General features: G+C 35.9%; 15 protein-coding genes. 4 read left to right on the top strand and 11 right to left on the bottom strand.

Going from position 1 to position 18571, the window contains the following annotated elements:
- Positions 1–124: 124 nt before the first annotated feature.
- The 8 genes from B9Y84_RS10870 to B9Y84_RS10835 form a co-directional block, all read right to left on the bottom strand.
- Positions 125–1888, bottom strand: coding sequence for a tetratricopeptide repeat-containing sensor histidine kinase (locus B9Y84_RS10870; RefSeq protein WP_085517129.1), 1764 nt, complete (start codon positions 1886–1888; stop codon positions 125–127).
- Positions 1889–1927: 39 nt separating this feature from the next.
- Positions 1928–3451 (bottom strand): magnesium chelatase ATPase subunit I, encoded by a 1524-nt coding sequence (locus B9Y84_RS10865; RefSeq protein ID WP_085517128.1) that lies wholly within the window; start codon positions 3449–3451, stop codon positions 1928–1930.
- A gap of 10 nt (positions 3452–3461) precedes the next feature.
- Positions 3462–4559: a vWA domain-containing protein gene (locus B9Y84_RS10860; RefSeq protein WP_085517126.1), complete on the bottom strand. Its 1098-nt coding sequence runs from the start codon at positions 4557–4559 to the stop codon at positions 3462–3464.
- Between the two features lie 129 nt (positions 4560–4688).
- A complete protein-coding gene (locus B9Y84_RS10855; RefSeq protein ID WP_085517125.1) occupies positions 4689–5438 on the bottom strand; it encodes an NRDE family protein in 750 nt (249 codons plus the stop codon).
- 59 nt (positions 5439–5497) lie between these two features.
- Complete coding sequence (locus tag B9Y84_RS10850; protein WP_085517124.1) at positions 5498–6304, bottom strand: NAD(P)-binding domain-containing protein; 807 nt, start codon at positions 6302–6304, stop codon at positions 5498–5500.
- The gene (locus B9Y84_RS10845; RefSeq protein WP_085517123.1) at positions 6304–6930 is read right to left on the bottom strand and encodes a sterol desaturase family protein; all 627 of its coding nucleotides are present in this window, start codon (positions 6928–6930) and stop codon (positions 6304–6306) included. Before B9Y84_RS10845 ends, B9Y84_RS10850 begins: the two co-directional genes overlap by 1 nt.
- 90 nt (positions 6931–7020) lie before the next feature.
- Entirely contained in the window at positions 7021–8163 is a 1143-nt protein-coding gene (gene bshA, locus B9Y84_RS10840; protein WP_085517122.1) for an N-acetyl-alpha-D-glucosaminyl L-malate synthase BshA, read from the bottom strand.
- Positions 8164–8251: 88 nt separating this feature from the next.
- Positions 8252–11203 carry a serine hydrolase domain-containing protein gene (locus B9Y84_RS10835; protein WP_085517121.1) on the bottom strand — a complete coding sequence of 984 codons (2952 nt, stop codon included), beginning with the start codon at positions 11201–11203 and terminating at the stop codon, positions 8252–8254.
- 194 nt (positions 11204–11397) lie between these two features.
- Between B9Y84_RS10835 and B9Y84_RS10830 the strand changes: the two genes are divergently transcribed.
- The 4 genes from B9Y84_RS10830 (at position 11398) to B9Y84_RS10815 (ending at position 15422) form a co-directional block, all read left to right on the top strand.
- A complete protein-coding gene (locus B9Y84_RS10830) occupies positions 11398–11721 on the top strand; it encodes a hypothetical protein (protein WP_139828009.1) in 324 nt (107 codons plus the stop codon).
- Between the two features lie 85 nt (positions 11722–11806).
- On the top strand, positions 11807–13654 hold the full coding sequence (gene mutL / locus B9Y84_RS10825; protein ID WP_085517119.1) for a DNA mismatch repair endonuclease MutL: 1848 nt from the start codon (positions 11807–11809) through the stop codon (positions 13652–13654).
- 140 nt (positions 13655–13794) lie between these two features.
- On the top strand, positions 13795–14511 hold the full coding sequence (locus B9Y84_RS10820) for a rhomboid family intramembrane serine protease (RefSeq protein ID WP_317043238.1): 717 nt from the start codon (positions 13795–13797) through the stop codon (positions 14509–14511).
- Positions 14512–14516: 5 nt separating this feature from the next.
- Positions 14517–15422 (top strand): rhomboid family protein, encoded by a 906-nt coding sequence (locus B9Y84_RS10815; RefSeq protein ID WP_085517117.1) that lies wholly within the window; start codon positions 14517–14519, stop codon positions 15420–15422.
- A 176-nt stretch (positions 15423–15598) separates the two neighbouring features.
- Here the strand turns inward: B9Y84_RS10815 and B9Y84_RS10810 are convergent, their stop codons facing one another.
- The 3 genes from B9Y84_RS10810 to lpdA form a co-directional block, all read right to left on the bottom strand.
- The gene (locus B9Y84_RS10810; protein ID WP_085517116.1) at positions 15599–16423 is read right to left on the bottom strand and encodes an anti-sigma factor; all 825 of its coding nucleotides are present in this window, start codon (positions 16421–16423) and stop codon (positions 15599–15601) included.
- Positions 16420–16887, bottom strand: coding sequence for an RNA polymerase sigma factor (locus B9Y84_RS10805; protein ID WP_262494120.1), 468 nt, complete (start codon positions 16885–16887; stop codon positions 16420–16422). The genes B9Y84_RS10810 and B9Y84_RS10805 overlap by 4 nt, the downstream gene beginning before the upstream one ends.
- 239 nt (positions 16888–17126) lie before the next feature.
- Positions 17127–18518, bottom strand: coding sequence for a dihydrolipoyl dehydrogenase (lpdA, locus tag B9Y84_RS10800; RefSeq protein ID WP_085517114.1), 1392 nt, complete (start codon positions 18516–18518; stop codon positions 17127–17129).
- Positions 18519–18571 lie beyond the last annotated feature (53 nt).

Here is an 18571-nt window from a genome sequence, read left to right as displayed (position 1 = left end):
GTGATGGCAAGAAGTTGACTATTAAAATTATTTTTTTGTTTACTGTTCAGTTAGAACATCCTCAAAAAAAACCTTCTAGTAGGATAATTATGACAAATAAGTAGCCTCTTTGATGCGAACTTGATTACTTCAACTGTTCTTGGCCAATTGGGATTTTTACTTCGAATGTGCTACCGATGTTGATTTCACTTTTGACTAAAACCTCTCCCTTCAGACGTTCTATCGCTCTTTTTAAAATGAATAATCCTAAGCCTGTTCCGCTGCCATTGGCGCTCGCTCGATAAAACATTTCAAATATTTTACTTTGATGCTCTTGCTCTATTCCTTCACCGTTATCGATTACCTGAATATGAATCTTGTCTTTCGACTTGAAAATCTTGATTTTCACTTCAGCTTCTTCCTTCGCTTCATCAACATATTTAATGCTATTCTCGATTAGGTTTTGCAATATTGTATTAATGATATACCATTCTGATTTAAAGTATAAGTTACTTTCAATATCGACTGTGAAATTAATTTTATGATAATTGGGTAGATAAGCATAGGCTGATATACAGTTATCCACTATTTCATAAAAATTGATGGGAGTAAGCTTTATATCTCTATAATTTAATTCTGTGATATTGATGAGTTCCATCACTATCATATTCAGGCGTCTAATCTGATGATCGTACATTTTAAAAAAATGGCGAGCATCAGGATCCTTGATATCTTTATCTACTAAGTCGCTTAAACCCAATAGTGAAGCAATTGGACCTTTTAAGTCATGTGAAACTCTGTAAAAAAAGGAGTCTAATTCAGTATTCTTTTTTTCAATTATGGATGCTCTTTCCTGCTCAATTTCTGCATCTTTTTCAAGATCTTCCATTTGAGAAATGACTTCATATCCGTCCACCAGATTTTGAATGTACTTATTACTTTCCTCTTCTTTCAACTTCACGTATTCTTCCAGATGGTAAAGAGCCTTTGATGTATTGACTGGTTTAAGACATTTGAAAAGAAGATGATGGGATTTAAATAGGCTGTTTTTAAAATGACTTTTTTCTGCTAATTGAGCAGCTTCCTCTAGCAAATCTATGGCTTCTTTGATTTTGTTTTCTTCGTAAAAAACGCCTCCCAATTTCACCATACTTTCCACCATGCCCGATTGCAAGTTGTATTGCGTAAATAAAGACAAAGCCGCTTTAAAGCTTGCCTCTGCCTTATCAAGTTTTCCGGCTTTAGCTTTTATTTTTCCTTCTAAGTAATAAGCGCTGGCAAGTTTTTCTTGTTGCTCAGTGTCAATTTTTATTTTAATGCACTTCTCTATTAATTGAGATGCTTTCCCAACCTTTTCTGATTTTAGGTTTATGCCGGCAAGGCTCAGATATATATCACTTATTAAGTTTTTATTTTCTTGCTCTTCAGCTTCCGTCAATGCCTCTTCGTATGCCAAATATGCATTTTTGAAATCATGGAATTCTTCATAGATGTTACCTAATAGACACAAAGTCTTTGCGTGGAACCCATAATCTTTAATTTTAGCATAGAAGTGAACTGCATCAATTAAATAGGGCAGGGCTTCACTGTATTTTTCTTGTGCTTTATATATAGTTCCTAAATTATAACATGCGTCACCCTTTCCTCTCTCATAATTGATTTTATTTGCTATCGACTGAGCTCTTTCTGCTAAAGACTTTGCAGTAGCAAACTCTTTATTCTTTCTTTGAAGAAGGGAAAGCTGATTGAGTGCATCTGCATGAATAGCATTTTTATCCTTTATTTTTTGAGATTTAAATAGTGCTTTTTCCGTTAGGCTGATAGCATTTGGAACACTTTCTAATGAGATTTGATGAGCCTCAGCAAGTACATCCTCTATCTCCTCAATTAGATTGTCAGCAATTTTCAAATTTATATATTATTCAAAGGTTCTATTTCAAATATACAATTATATATTAAAATCTTCATCATTATCAGATGATTCTTCAAAATTTAACATGCTGCTTAACAGATCTTTAAAACTATGACCTTTTGCTAATGCGTGTTTGCTGATCAAGCTGTATTCAGCCATGCCGTGAAGCGCGAATTCCATCATAAAATAGCTCTCTTTTTCGTTCAATTTTTTATGATGATCTTTCACAAGTTCTTTGAGCCCTGGAATATTTTCTAGTTTTTTTCTGTATTCTTTCTCACTATCATCATGAAAAAGATCAATCATTTTTCCATCGTTGAACCATTTGCTGATTGGTCTATATGGATTCTTCTTCTCTCTGTCTTTTCTTAATTCTTCTGGGTTCGGAAAATATTGATCAAATTGAGTACGTATAGCTTTCCCTACCAAGGTTTGTGCAACAATGCCAGGCCCTTCCTGTTCTCCTTCATACACTAATTCTACTTTCCCGGTTATTGCTGGGACCACTCCAGTAAAATCAGACATACGAACATAAACTTTTTGCTCTTTATTAAGTAGAGATCTTCTTTCCGCAGCACTGATTAGACTCTCGTAGGCTGAGATCGTCAAACGTGCTGAAACGCCACTCTTTTCATCTATGTATTCGCTATTTCGCGCTTCTACCGCTATTTGCTCAATTAAGTCCTTTGAAAGGTCATTAACTTCAACAGCTTCGAGCTGTTCTTTTTTAATAGCTGCTTCCTGAAGGGTGATTTTACGACCAATTTCAATGCTTTCAGGATAATGAGTAATTATTTGGGCATCGATTCTATCTTTTAAAGGAGTAATGATGCTTCCTCTATTAGTGTAGTCTTCAGGGTTGGCAGTAAATACAAATTGTAAATCTAAGGGCAATCTTAGTTTGAATCCTCTTATTTGTATATCACCTTCCTGCAATATATTGAATAGTGCAACTTGAATTCTTGCTTGCAAATCGGGCAATTCATTGATGACAAAGATTCCTCTATGTGAACGTGGGATAAGGCCATAATGAATCACTCTTTCGTCTGAATATGGTAGTTTTAAAGTGGCTGCTTTTATAGGGTCAACGTCTCCAATTAGGTCAGCTACAGACACATCGGGTGTAGCTAATTTTTCAGTGTAGCGTTCGTCTCTATGCATCCATACTACAGGAGCATCATTACCTTTTTCTTCTAGAATGTCTTGCGCTTGACGAGACAAAGGTTGCATCGGATCGTCATTCAATTCAGTACCTTGCAAGACGGGAATATACTCGTCCAGAAGTAAGGTCATCATTCGGGCTATCCTTGTTTTAGCCTGACCTCGTAAACCTAACAAATTAATGTTATGACGAGAAAGAATCGCTCTTTGAATATCTGGAATGACAGTGTCTTCATAGCCCCAAATACCTTCAAAAACATTTTCTCCAGCTTGCATTTTTTTGATGAGGTTTTGCCTAAGTTCCTCCTTAACCGCTTTCGGTTGATATCCGCTTTCCATCAATCCTTTAAGCGTAGTAATTTTTAATTTATCTTTCGTAGTGAGTTTCTCGTAGCTCATAAAGTTCTATTCAGTATCTTTTTTTTCTATTTCTTTTGTAATCTTCAAAAACTAAATTGCCAAGTCCTTGCAAACTGCTGTAGTAAGCATTCCCATTATTTACAGTCGTGAATTCTTTGACAAATTCCTGTAGATATGGATCAGAGGCAATCATGAAAGTAGTAATTGGAATTTTTAACCTTCGGCATTGAGCGCCAAGATTAAGTGTTTTATTTAATATTTTAGGGTCTAGCCCAAAGCTGTTTTTGTAATACTTGATTCCTTGTTTCATACATGTTGGTTTCCCATCTGTAATCATAAAGATCTGCTTATTTTTATTCTTTCGTCTTCTCAGTAAATCCATCGCTAACTCTAGGCCAGCTATGGTATTTGTGTGATAGGGTCCAACTTGGAGATAGGGTAAATCTTTTATTTGTATTTGCCATGCATCATTACCAAATACAATGATATCTAATGTGTCTTTCTTGTATTTTTTGGTAATAAGTTCGGCTAGGGCCATAGCTACCTTTTTCGCAGGCGTTATTCTGTCTTCTCCATAAAGAATCATGGAATGTGAAATATCAATCATCAGGACGGTTGAAGTTTGCGTCTTATATTCACTTTCCACTACCTCCAAATCATCCTGCGTTAGCATAAAGTCACCTAAACCGTGATTAATTTGTGCATTTCGTAAAGAATCGGTCATAGAGATTTGGTGCAATAAATCGCCAAATTCATAATTTCGCCTATCCGTTCCAGTTTCTTCACCTAAGCCTGTGAAATTGGTTTTATGTTCTCCTTTTCCTGATTTTTTAAGTTTACCAAAGATTTCTTCTAAGGCATTTTTTCTAATGTTTTGCTCTGTTTTAGAAGTAATTTCGAAAGAACCATCAGGTGTTTTATCCGAAATAAAACCCTTATTTTTCAAATCCTCTATAAAATCTCCCATGCCATATTGACCATCAGTGATGTTATACTGCTTGTCAATATTAGTTAGCCAGCTTAAAGCTTCACTAACATCACCACCTGTTATAATCAATAATTCATTGAATACATTGAATAATTGATCAAAAGTAGTGTCTGATAAATCTTTGTGAGCTAAATATTTTGTAAATCTATAACCTAACATATCTCTGCTTAACTAGTTTGGGAAGGTGAATGTTACCGTAATCTGATTAAATTTGAGGGGAATATATTGGCAGGTACCCAAATGTTTAGGGTACATTACAAATAAACAGAAGTGATTGTTACTTGAGTTCTATAAAATATGATGCGAAAACTCTTGGTTCACATGTTGGGATAAGCTAATCTGTTGACTACTATTTTGAAGTAAGTTGCTGTGCGTCATGTTAATAATGCCCTTCAAGGAAGAAATATTTGTGATACTTACGGTTTTTACAATGCCTCTGTCCATCACCATGTCATTCTTTAAATCACCAGAGCCTGCATTTCTATGGAATTCCATTATAGACTCAATAGAATAATCGGAATGCTTTTTCAACCATTTTTCGAACCACTGCTGCCTATCTTGGATAGATTTTTTGGTGTAAAGTTGTGCAGATGCCCATAAATGCGGTTTTCTAGGATCTTTCTCCTCTAAAAATGTATTTTCTCCATCCCATTTGAATTCTAATATTTTTAAGACAGGGTCATGGAAGAGCACAACCATCGTAAAAGGTTCAATGCCTGTGAAATCATAATTCTTGAAAAATTCATCGGGCTTAATGCATTCGATAGCCTCCATTACAACTAATCCTCTACTTATTCTATACGGAGGTTTCAATTCATGTGGCTCATTTGCACCATTTAATAAGCATACACTGATTCCATTATCTGAAGTCGCCACCCAAGTACCTCCCGCTTTTGGATCCTGAGGGAATATTATATTTTTTCCTTCTACATGATGATAAGATGGAAATCCAGATTGACCTCTGTCCGGGCTTTCATCCCTGTTGGTAGTTAAGAGGTATTGTTCTTCGGAAAGTGGTAAATATGTTAGCGTGCACATAACTTTTGGTAAAACTTCCGAATGATAGTAAATAATAGAATGTTTAAAAAGTCATTTCTTTAATTAGTATAAAAAAAATCAATCGGGTCAGGGTAAATGAATGAATAATCTAAAATATGTTCAATTTTGGAGCTTTCGATTATTCTGTTGGTAAGTCTTTGTTTTGTATTTGCAAAGTTTGGGGGAGGAAAATTAAAATCTTTGGCATTTTTGGAAAAAACTTGTTTCTTGTTCGGATGTTTTGGGGCTATTCCGTTTAAAATATGGCCCCAACGTTTTTGCTGTATTATTGCTTCAATTATTCCTACAGCATCATCTCTATGAATGTAATTGACCTTTTGCTCATGTTGGTCTAAGGTTTTCCCTGCATAGTATTTGCCTGGAATTCTATCGTAACCCAGTAATCCACCAAATCTAATCACTGTTAAATTACTGTGAAAAGTATTTAGTAGTAATTGCTCTGTTTGAATGAGGGCTTGAGCTCTTTCCGACTGCTGGTCCAATTCATGCTCTTCCTTTATGGGATAGTCAACTTTTGGATATACAGAAGTGGCGCTGATATAAATGATCTTCTGAGGAGGCTTTATGTGATGGATAATAGATTTTATACCATCAAAATGATGATTGACACCCTTGTTCGATGTTTTTGGTGGAATATTTATCACTACATACTCAGATTTGAAGAAATCTTTATTTATGTTTTTCGCAGGTAAATTAATATGATATGCTTCAATTCCACACGCTTCTAGTTCTTGTATCTTAGAGCTAGTGGTGGTGCTTCCTTTTACTGTATAGCCTTTTTCTAGTAACTTCTTTACAAGTGGAAACCCCAACCAACCACACCCTAATACACTAACTGAAGCCATTAATTTTTCTTTTTAGGAACAGTGTTGAAAACAAAATCCCAGATTGGAGATGACACCCCGAAATATTTATCTGGATGTTTGTAGTGGTGGATGCTATGATATATCCATAACCATTTCAGAAAGTTTTTCGGTGGCTGATAGGCGTGAATAGCATAGTGAACAAAAGCATAAACTAAATATCCAATTAAGAATCCAGGTACAAGAGCAAAGGCATATTCTTGAAGGAATAGCCAAAATACTCCAAAAATTATACTGCTGATTAAAATAGCACCAGCGGGAGGCATCACAATTCTGTCTTTGTCTTTTGGATATTCATGATGAATACCATGAAAGGTGTAGGTTACCCATCTCTTCCATTTTTTATCGTCATCCATATGGAAAATGTAGCGATGTATGAAATATTCGCCCAAGGTCCAACTAAAGAAACCCAAAGTAAACAGAATTGTAAAAGTTGTAACCTCAAGATTAAATTGAGTAAAAGCAAGATAAGCAAGGTAGGTTGAAATAATTGCTAAAATGCTTAGAGGTACTGAAAAATGACTCCTTGTTAATTTTTCTAGTATCGGGTTCTCAAATAGTTTTTTCGTACCCGATCTTTTAACGTCTTTTTCGTGTGTTATATCCATAATCAATAAAAGTGACAATTTTAAAAAGTTGTTCTTCGATTAACTATGGCTTTTTAACGACTACTTACTGGATTTGTTCAACGAATTCTATTATGATGCTCTTTCAGCTAATTCTTTTTTCAGAATTTTATCATAGAAATTCTCATACAAAGGTAGAATATTTGTAATGTCAAACTTCTTTGCTCTTTCCAATGCAGCAGTTTTAAACCGATCTAAATTCTCATCAGCTAAAATATACAAAGCTTTCTCAGTCATGTCTTTAACATCTCCTACATTGCAAGTAAATCCTGTTTCCCCGTCTATGTTTAACTCAGGAATTCCGCCAGCATTAGAAGAAAGAACCGGAACTTCACACGACATGGCTTCCAGCGCAGCCAAGCCAAAGCTCTCTTTTTCGGAAGGCATCAAAAATAAATCACTCACAGATAATACTTCTTCTACTGCTTCCATTTTCCCTAAAAAACGGATGTCTTCGCATGTACCTAATTCACGACAGAGCTTTTCCATTTTTATTCTCTCTGGACCGTCTCCCACTAATAAGAGTTTGGCTGGGATTATTTTGCGAACGTTATTGAAGACATGAATAACATCTTCCACTCGTTTCACTTTTCTAAAATTGGATGTATGTACTAATAACTTTTCTCCATTGGGACAAATAGCGGTCTTGAAATGTTCTTTCTTCTGTCTTTTAAATCTGTTGAGATCTATGAAATTAGGAATTACCTCTATATGTTGATAGATATCAAAGTGCTCTAAAGTATCTTTCTTCAAATCTTCTGATACTGCAGTAACGCCATCTGATTTATTAATACTGAATGTGACCACTGGTTCGTAGGAGGGGTCTTTTCCTACCAAGGTTATATCAGTCCCGTGCAAGGTAGTTACGACTGGAATATTTATGTTTTTTTCTTTCAGTATCTGTTTTGCCATATAGGCAGCTGAAGCATGTGGAATTGCATAATGTACATGCAATAAATCCAATTTTTCATGCTGAGCAACATCGACCATTTTGCTGGCTAAAGCCAACTCATAGGGTGGGTATTGAAACAATGGATAGGTTCTAATATCTACCTCGTGATAAAAAAGATTTTCATTGAAAAAATCCAAGCGGGTAGGCTGTGAATAGGTGATAAAATGTACATTATGACCATTCTTAGCTAGTGCTTTCCCCAATTCTGTAGCTACAACACCGCTTCCACCAAAAGTTGGATAGCAAACAATACCTATATTCATTTATTTGTTATTAAATAGTAATTTTATTATTAGATGGATTTTAAAACGTAATGGTCTGTCGTAATGTTTAAAAAATTGGATTGGCTTGTTAATTCACATAATCTTCTTGCTTTGATTCGTATTCGAAAATAGATTGATAAATGAGGTCCATTATTCTTGTACGTATATTAGAAGAGATCAATTTTCGATTGCCGGCATCTGGATAAACTCGATTGGAAAGGAAAATATAAACTAGCCCAAATTCTGGATCAGCCCAGGCGGCTGTGCCAGTAAATCCTGTATGACCAAAAGTTAAAGGAGAGGCGTAGTGAGAGGTCGGAGAGGGTCCATCTTTTTCTACAGGTTTGTCCCAACCTAGTCCTCGCCTATTTTCATCAAATTGCTTTCTGGTAAAGTAAGGAACGGTTCCTTTGCTAAAGTATCTGACACCTCCGTAAGTACCATCCCATAAGTTCATTTGCATTAAGATGGCTAAATCTTTGGCGTTACTGAACAAACCGGCATGGCCTGCAACTCCACCTACCATAGCAGCACCTTGATCATGGACCCAGCCTTTGATGAGATCATTTCTAAATACTAAATCATTTTCTGTTGGGGCAATTTGATTTTCAGGAAATCTGCACAAAGGAAGAAAACCCATCGTGCTCATGCCCATAGGTTTATAGAAGTTCTCATTTAAAAACTCTTCATAACTCATATTCATCATGCGCTCGCTTATTTTTTGCATGATGTAATAGCCCATATCAGAATAGCGATAACTATAATTTTTTTGCCACCTAGGCTTCTCCAACAATTCCGAATCGATCACCCACTGCCAGATTGAATCTCCCAATACTTGATGACCATAAAGGCCTGAGGCTAATTGATTGGGATAGAGAGATGCTTCATGATTTTGGTATAAGGGTGTTTTCAGGCCAAACATGTCATGTGTTTGTCTCCAAAATGGAACATAAGGAATTAGGCCTGCTTGGTGAGTCAAAATATTACGTAAAGTCATATTTTGTTTATTACTTTTCTTAAGCTCAGGGAGATAATTACTGATTTTTTTGTCCAAATCAATAATTCCTCTATCGTACAAAAACATAATACTTTGCAATGTAGCTGTGACTTTGGTAATGGAAGCAAGGTCATAGATGGTTTCATCTTCAACTTTAGAGTACTTGTGGTAAGTCTGATAACCAAAGTTTTTTTCGTAAACGATTTGCCCATCTTTAGCAACCAATATTTGACCACCAGGAGTGGCTTCCGTGTTAATAGCTTCTTCTGCAATAGCATCAATTTCAGCTAATATTTTAGGATCCATACCGACATCAAGAGGATTGCTGTAACCAAATCTATTTAAAGTTTTGGTGGTGATTCCAGTGCCAACCTTCATCTCCTTTGCTACAGAAACAGGTAATTTACCTTTTGTTGGTTTTGCTCCAAAGATCATTTGAGGGGCTAGTTTTTGAGTGATATCATTGTCTTCATACATCATCAGAATATGAGAAAATGATTGCAAATATTTTAAACTGTAAGCGTTACCAAAAACTGTTAGAATGACATTTGCTTGTTCAGAAAGATTTTGCAGAAACAGCAAGTCTTCCGATTTTAAACCAAATCTTTTAGAGGCAGAGTTATTCATTCCATGCAAGCCTACTATGACGGTTTCATATTGCTTTAACTGATTCATAAGTTGACTATAGTCGCCGAGATCCATATTTTGCTTAGGGAGATTATAGTGAGTGAAGTCAGCGTATTTATCTAAATACTGCTGGAAAATGCTATTTTGATCTCCTCTTAATGAGAGAGAAGCAAAATTGGTGGTGTCTAGGATATGGATCGGCAAAAAATCCTGACCATTTTTCGCTAATGTAGCCGCTTCTGAGTATAGTTTTTCATTTAAAATCTGAGCTTTAGTCGAATTAAGTTTTTGATGGATATTCTCAGCATTTAAATTTTCAAATCCTTTATGCAGCCCTAATTTATACTTGGCATGCAGAATCTTTTTCACGCTTTCTTCTAACCTTTCTTCAGCTATTTCTTTATTCTTAATAGCTTCTTTTATCATTTTGATGGCGTTTGGGACATTCATTGGGAAAAGTAAAACATCATTTCCCGCTTTAAATGCTAATAAATCAGTTTCTCCCGGGGCATAAAAATCACTGACACCTTTCATATTTAAGGCGTCAGTAAATATCAACCCATCAAAGCCCAGTTCTTCTTTTAGGAGATTTGTTACCACATTTTTCGATAAAGTAGTAGCCTTATTGGGAGTATCGTCATAAGCAGGAATATGCAGATGGGCAACCATCATACTATTGACCTCATTTTCAATTAACTTTTTGAAGGGATATAGTTCTATTTCGTCTAGCCTTTCTGTACTGTGATTAATAACAGGTAAAGTCATGTGGGAATCAGAATCAGTATCCCCATGCCCTGGGAAGTGTTTTGCATTTGCTAAAAGGCCATTGTCTTGCATTCCTTTCATATAGGCCACGCCTTTTTGTGCTACATTTTCTTTATCCTCTCCAAACGAACGATATCCAATCACAGGGTTTTTAATGTTGTTATTGACATCAACTACAGGCGCGAAATTCACGTGAACGCCAATCAATTTTGCTTGACGAGCAATCTCAGCGCCTAGTTGATAGATGTAATTATTATCTTGGATAGCCCCTAAAGTCATTTGTTTAGGAAAGTTCATGGTGCTGTCCAGACGCATGCCTAAACCCCACTCTGCATCCATCCCTATCCATAAAGGGATCTTTGATTTAGCTTGCAGCTCATTAGTTATATTGATTTCCCTGCCAGGCCCACCTTGGAAAAATATCAAACCACCAATGTGATAATTTTCTATCAAAAGGGATAAGTTTTCAGTATGCTGTTGATCTTTATTGGAATAGGCGGCCACCATAAAAAGCTGTCCAATTTTCTCTTCCTGACTCATTTCATTATAGGTTTTATTAACCCATTGCGGAAAGGACCTTTCTTGTCCAAGCGAAATGACATTTATTGAAAAAATAAGGAGATTTGTTATGAATAAAACTTTTTTGAACATGTGGCAGTTTTGAATTTATGATAAAAGCTAAATTAACATTAAGTTTGTTTCTAAGAAAAATGAATGCTGTAAGTTTGAATATAACTGCTAATTTGTTAAATTAATTTGAAACCATATCAACAGTTCTCAATTTAAACTTACATAACGAGATGTTCGTTCTTTTATTCATCAATTTTAAATAAGTGACTATGAAAATGCCATCTATATTTAGAATACCAGGCCATCAAAGGTTTGAAATTCAACCAAGATATTACGATCCTGTAAAAGAGGATATGGAAAAAAGAACCAATAGGATTAAGCAGGAATTGAAAAATGAAAGAAACGGAGTAAATGCTGAAAGCATCAGAGAGGCATATAAAACCAGAAGAATTTCAAATCGCTCTGCAGATTTATTTCAGTTTTTAATGATTTTGATTGTGGGCTTATCCATCGGGGGATATTTAATGTACGGAGCAAATGTTTATTTTGCTTTGCTATTGCTGGTTCCTTTATATATTTTCTTGAGGAGAAGAAAATAATATTTAATTCAAGTTTGCTTAATATCTGCTGATGCTTTTGAAAGCATTTTCGAATTCAAATTTTGGAATCTATAGTTTTAATTAAATGTTCGATATAATACAGTTATTGCCTGATGCAATTGCTAATCAAATTGCTGCAGGAGAGGTAGTCCAAAGACCTGCTTCTGTAGTGAAGGAATTACTAGAGAATTCTATTGATGCAGGGAGCAGTAAAATAAAATTAGTGGTAAAAGATGCTGGAAAGCAATTGATTCAAGTGATTGATGATGGTTTAGGGATGTCAGAAACAGATGCTAGAATGTGTTTTGAACGGCATGCTACTTCTAAAATCAGAAAATCAGATGACTTATTTGCTTTAAAGACTATGGGTTTCAGGGGTGAAGCTATGGCTTCAATTGCAGCGGTTGCTCAAGTAGAGCTTAAAACCAAAACTGCTGATGCAGAGCTAGGCGTCTTGCTTCAAGTAGAGGCCTCAGAAGTTAAAACGCAATCGCACACTGCACATACTGGTGGAACTACTATTTCAGTTAAGAATCTTTTTTATAACGTACCGGCAAGGCGTAATTTCCTAAAATCAAATCCGGTGGAGATGCGTCATATCATTGACGAATTCCATAGAATAGCTCTAGCTAATCCCCACGTGGCTTTTAGTCTGCATCAAAATGATATGGATGTATATCAATTGAATGCAGGAAAGTTGAGTCAACGGATAGTAGGTTTGTTTGGGAAGAATTATCAAGAACAGTTAGTGGCTTGCGAAGAAACCACTGATCAATTAAAAATATACGGTTACATTGGAAAGCCGGAATTTGCTAAGAAAACGCGTGGAGAACAGTTTTTCTTTGTAAACAATCGTTACATCAAAAGCGGCTATTTGCATCATGCCGTGGTGAATGGATTTGAAGGTTTATTAGCCAAGGAAGCTCATCCTTTTTACGTTTTGTGCCTAGAAATAGATCCCAAAAGAATTGATGTAAATGTTCATCCCACTAAAACGGAAATTAAGTTTGATGACGAGCGAATGGTTTATGGTATCTTAGCTGCGGCAATTCGTCAAGCACTAGGCGCCCACAATGTAGCACCAGCATTGGATTTTGATAGTGATGTAAATTTCAGTTTTAATGCGCCTAAACGAAATAGAGTTGATGAATTCTCGACAAAAGCTGCTAACTATCAAAAGTTCAGACAACCGAAAGATAATGATGGAGAATGGGATAAGATTTTGTCTAATTTTCAAGAGTTAAGCGATAAAATAAGCAGTGAGGAAGATAAGGAGGCATTCATTGATGATACGCAGCAGTCAATGACCTTTGGAAGTGCAATCAATGAGACAAGTCAAAGTTCCTCTGCACCAAATGAGCGTGTAGAAGCAAAAACAAGTATTTTCCAGATTCATCAAAAGTATATTGCCACTCAAGTTAAGTCAGGCTTAATGCTAGTTGATCAACAAGCAGCCCATGAAAGGATCTTATTTGAGAAGTTCAATCGTCATTTGCAAAATAGTGACGGGAGTTCTCAACAATTTCTGTTTCCTGAGCAAGTACAGTTATCAGCTCCAGACTACGCATTAGTGATGGATATGGAGGAGGAATTGAAAGCATTAGGCTTCGTGATATCATCTTTCGGCAAAGATACAGTGGTGATTAATGGGGCGCCCACAGAATTAACTGATACTTCAGTGAAATCCGTTTTTGAGGGGCTTATAGATCAATTTAAACATAATAAAAATGTTTTAAGTGTATCTAAAAATGAAAATATTGCTCGTTCTTTGGCAAAAAGATCAGCTATTAGGGCAGGGCATAAATTGAACGGAGAAGAAATGAATGCACTAATTGATAAATTGTTTGCTTGTCAAAATCCCAATTACGCGCCCTCCGGTAATTCAACTTTTATTATTTTTGACCTCAATAGAATCGCAAGCTTTTTTAATTAGATAGGTTTTATTAGCCTTCTCAGCAGGTATTATACTTATTATTTAAATTTATAGATTAAAGATTTATGTTCGCCAGACTTACACCAGTAGTTAAAAACCTATTAATAATAAATATAGCTTTATTGCTTATTCCCTCATTCATGAATTTTGAATTGGCTCAATATTTTGGGTTACGCTATATCTTTGCAGATTCCTTCCAACCTTTTCAATTCATCACCTATATGTTTTTACATTCAGGTTTTGGTCATTTGCTAGGGAATATGTTTGCCCTATTCATTTTTGGACCGATGTTAGAGCGATTCTGGGGGTCGAAAAGATTCTTTATATTCTACATGGTAACAGGTGTGGGTGCTGGAATTCTTTATGGGGTTGTGAATTTCATTGAAATGCAACAATTAGAAAGCGCTGCAGAACAATACATTGAGAATCCGAATTATGAAAGCTTTGTTTCTTTCATCCAAGAAAATGCGAACTATGCCTACAGGCAATGGTATGATTTTATTGATGCATACGGAGAAAATCCTGGGAGTCAGCAATACATTGATGGAAGTATTCAGAGGGTAAAAGAAGTGGTGCGTTTTCAAGGAAACGTTCCTTTAATTGGAGCTTCCGGTGCAGTATTCGGAATTTTATTTGCATTCGGTTTCCTGTTTCCTAATACGGAATTATTTTTACTATTCCCACCCATTCCCATCAAAGCTAAATACCTTGTAACCTTCTACGGATTATATGAGTTATATGCAGGCATACAGAATGTTCCGGGAGATAATGTCGCACATTATGCCCATTTGGGAGGGATGTTAATAGCATTTATTCTGTTAAAGATTTGGCAGAAGAATAATAGAAGATTTTATTAAAGAAGATGGCAGGATTTTTCGATGAGTTAAAACAAAATTTTAAAAGACCTAATAATGCATTGAACCAGTTGATTATTATCAATGCTGTGGTTTTTGTAGGCTTGGGTTTATTAGCCTTGATAGGTAAATTTTCTGGAGTAGAAGGTTTATATGCTATAGTGGATGCCCAATTCACGATTCCGCCCGATTTGGAGCGATTTATTTATAGACCGTGGACAATAATAACGTATACCTTTTCTCATGCAGGCTTCTTTCATATTTTAATGAATATGTTGGTTCTTTATTGGTTTGGTATGTTAATATCCCAATATTTAGGAAGTGCTAAATTGGTTAACTTATACGTGCTGGGAGGCTTAGCTGGAGCAGTAGTATTTATATTAGCGTATAATTTGATTCCTTTTTTAGCGGATAGAACTACTAATGGTATGGTTGGAGCATCCGCTGCAGTTTATGCAGTAGCTACCGCTTCTGCAACCTTACTACCCGACCACAGATTTCATTTGATTTTCATTGGTCCAGTGAAGATTAAATATATTGTGGCAGTCTATATAATTTTATCCCTTTTGAATTCAGCAGGTCCTAATGCAGGTGGTAATTTAGCCCATTTGGGAGGCGCAGGTATTGGTTTTTTATATATCCGGGGTTTACAGGCAGGTACAGACTTCGGCCTCTGGATTCAAAGAACATTAGGTTTTATTCAAAGTATTTTTAGATCTAAACCTAAGATTAAAGTTACGTACAAAAAGAAACAAACTGCTGGAGCAAGTCATAGCAGTAGTAAATCCTCATCAGCATCTTCAGTCACTGAGCAAGAAGAAATTGATAGAATCTTGGATAAAATCTCTGAGAAGGGTTATGAGAGCTTAAGCAAGGATGAAAAGCAAAAGCTTTTTAATGCAAGTAAGAAGTGATTTGTAATTAATAATTACGAATTAGTAATTAGGACATTCCAATTTATAGAAAGCTTTTGTCGTTTATGATTAGCTCGTACTTAAATTTATAATTTAAAAAAGACTGATAAATTTAAAATGGAAGACAATGTCTGATAAAACTGCCACTTCGTAATTCTTAATTTCCAAATTAGTAATTAAATCTGCCCGATCACATACATTTTTTCCATGGTGGGATTCTCGCTTCCGCCTCTCGGTTCTAGCGTAACAGCGAAGGCTGAGGCCTCGTCTGTAGCTTTCATTTTCAATAAGCTTGTCATATCACCAGCTACATCAAATACTCCCATATCTACCGGTTTTCCATCTACTATTGCCCATAGCTGGTATTGATTGTCTATCTGATTAGATGGCATCTTTTTAGCATTCAAGAAGACCTCATTCGTTTTTTTATTCCAATGTACAAATGCCTGAGCCTCTGGTGCTATGTCTAAACCCTTCATCGGCACAGTTTCTATACCAGGCTGTCTGAGAATTTCTACATTCTGTGCATACTGATCCATTTGGTTTTTTACCACATTGTATTGCTGAGCCATGGTTTGGTTTTGAGCCATAATATTGGATAACTTTGCTTCTGTTTCTTGCCATTGATTATAATAATAGGCACTTAACACTATTCCAATTGTAGCTATTACACTAGCTGCTGCTGAAAGATATGGATATATAGAAAAGGATTTTGTTTCCTTCTTAATTTCTTTTTCAATCAGTTGATTAGAATCAACTTTATCAGATTCTATGTCTATACCCAATTCTTCAAAAAGGGTGTTTTTAGATAGGGCAGGAGGTGTAATGCTTCCTTTCTGACCTAAAGCAAATAATGTTTCTTCGGCCTCGTCTAATGCTTTTCTTACTTCCTCATGCTCATCAGCATACTGCAGTAATTGCTTTGTTTCAGCTTCGTTAAGCTGTCCCATAACAAAAGCTTCTATTACTCCTGACGATATGTATGCTTCTATTTTACTCACAATAACAATTCTCTTAATGTACGCATAGCTGTTCTGGCGCGTGTCTTGACAGTTCCCAAAGGGATATCAAATTCTTCGGCAATTTCAGTTTGCGTATAGCCTTTAAAATACATTTGATCAATTACAAATCTAAGTTCACCTGAAAGTTTATCTAAAACTTTTTCTAAACCTATACCATCTATTGATAGCTCAGTAGAATTTGCATTGTCAATGGTATGTACGTTGTCTGAGACTGAATCGGTTTTCCCTGTTTTCTTTATTTCTTTGGATCTAAGCTTGTCAATGGAAGCATTTCTACTAATATTGACCAGCCAAGTATATAAACGCCCTTTTTCTGCATTGTAGGCGTGAATATTTTTCCAAGCTTTTATAAAAACATCATGTAATACTTCTTGAGCAACCTCATCTGATTTAACTATTCTCACAATAACTCCATAGATAGCAGCACTGTAATTATCGTACAGATATTCAAAAGCATTAGCTTTTTGAGCTTTGAGTTCTTTTATGAGAACCTCTTCTGATATTTTTATTGCCTGTGCTATAGTCTTAAATTTCGTTTGCTAAATAAATGATATTAAATCAATAAAAAAAGCTGCTAAGTAAATTCAACTAATTAAATCTGCTTAACAGCTTTTTGTTTTATTTTCTGAAGATTTTTATCCCCTGCACTGTGTCAAGCTGAGGCTTGTGACATAAAATACCACTAAATATGAATCACTTCATCGTAAGCGGCAGCTGCAGCTTCCATAATAGCTTCACTCATTGTTGGGTGAGGATGAACTGTTTTGATTAGTTCATGACCAGTGGTTTCCAGTTTTCGTACTGCCACGATTTCAGCTATCATTTCTGTTACGTTAGCACCTATCATATGGGCTCCTAATAGCTCTCCATATTTTGCATCGAAAACTAATTTCACAAAACCATCCTTAGCACCGGCAGCACTCGCTTTTCCTGAAGCTGAAAATGGAAATTTACCCACTTTCAAGTCGTAACCGGCTTCTTTAGCTTGCTTTTCAGTATATCCAACGGATGCAATCTCAGGGCTGCAATAAGTACAACCAGGTATGTTTTTATAATCCAAAGGCTCAGGGTTCTCACCAGCGATTTTTTCGACACAAATAATACCTTCAGCTGAAGCAACATGAGCTAATGCAGGGCCGTGCACAATATCACCAATTGCATAAACGCCATCAACATTAGTCTTGTAAAAATCATCTACTAATATTTTACCTTTATCGGTTGAAACGCCAACATCTTCTAGACCAATTCCTTCTAAGTTGGTAGCAATACCCACTGCTGATAGTACTATATCACAATCTAATTTCTCCTCACCCTTCTTAGTTTTTACTGTTACTTTGCAACCACTGCCTTTGGTGTCAACAGAAGTTACTTCAGCGCTAGTCATGATATTGATGCCAGCTTTTTTATAGGTTTTGGCCAATGCTTTAGAAACTTCTTCGTCTTCAACAGGGACAATTCTATCCATATATTCAACGATTGTCACTTCAGTACCGATGGCATTATATAGATAGGCAAACTCAACTCCGATAGCACCTGAGCCTACCACTACCATTTTCTTTGGTTGCTTTTCAAGGCTCATTCCTTTTCTATATTCAATTACTTTTTTACCATCAATCGGAAGGTTTGGCAATTCCTTAGCTCTTCCTCCTGTGGCTATTATAACACTGTCAGCAGAATATTCGGTTTTTTTACCATCATGTTCTACCTCTACTTTTTTACCTGATTTTAATTTACCAAAACCATCAATTACGTCAATTTTGTTTTTCTTCATCAAGAATTGAACACCTTTGCTCATGCCATTCGCTACATCACGGCTTCTTTTAATCATATTGGTGAAATCAACTTTAGCATCTTTTACAGTGATCCCGTAATCTTCAGCATGGCTGATGTATTCAAATACGTTGGCGCTTTTGATAAGTGCTTTAGTAGGGATACATCCCCAGTTCAAGCATATGCCGCCTAAACTTTCTTTTTCAACTATAGCTACTTTTTTGCCTAATTGAGAGGCACGGATTGCGGCTACATAACCACCCGGACCAGAGCCCACTACTATAATGTCATATTTTGATGCCATAATATCTATTTATTAAATTTTGGATTCGTTTCGATTCGTTGACAAATTTAATG

Source organism: Marivirga sericea, from assembly GCF_900177665.1.
Lineage (GTDB): Bacteria > Bacteroidota > Bacteroidia > Cytophagales > Cyclobacteriaceae > Marivirga > Marivirga sericea.
Note: the sequence above shows the minus strand (reverse complement) of the source record. Positions and strands in the feature narration are given on the sequence as shown.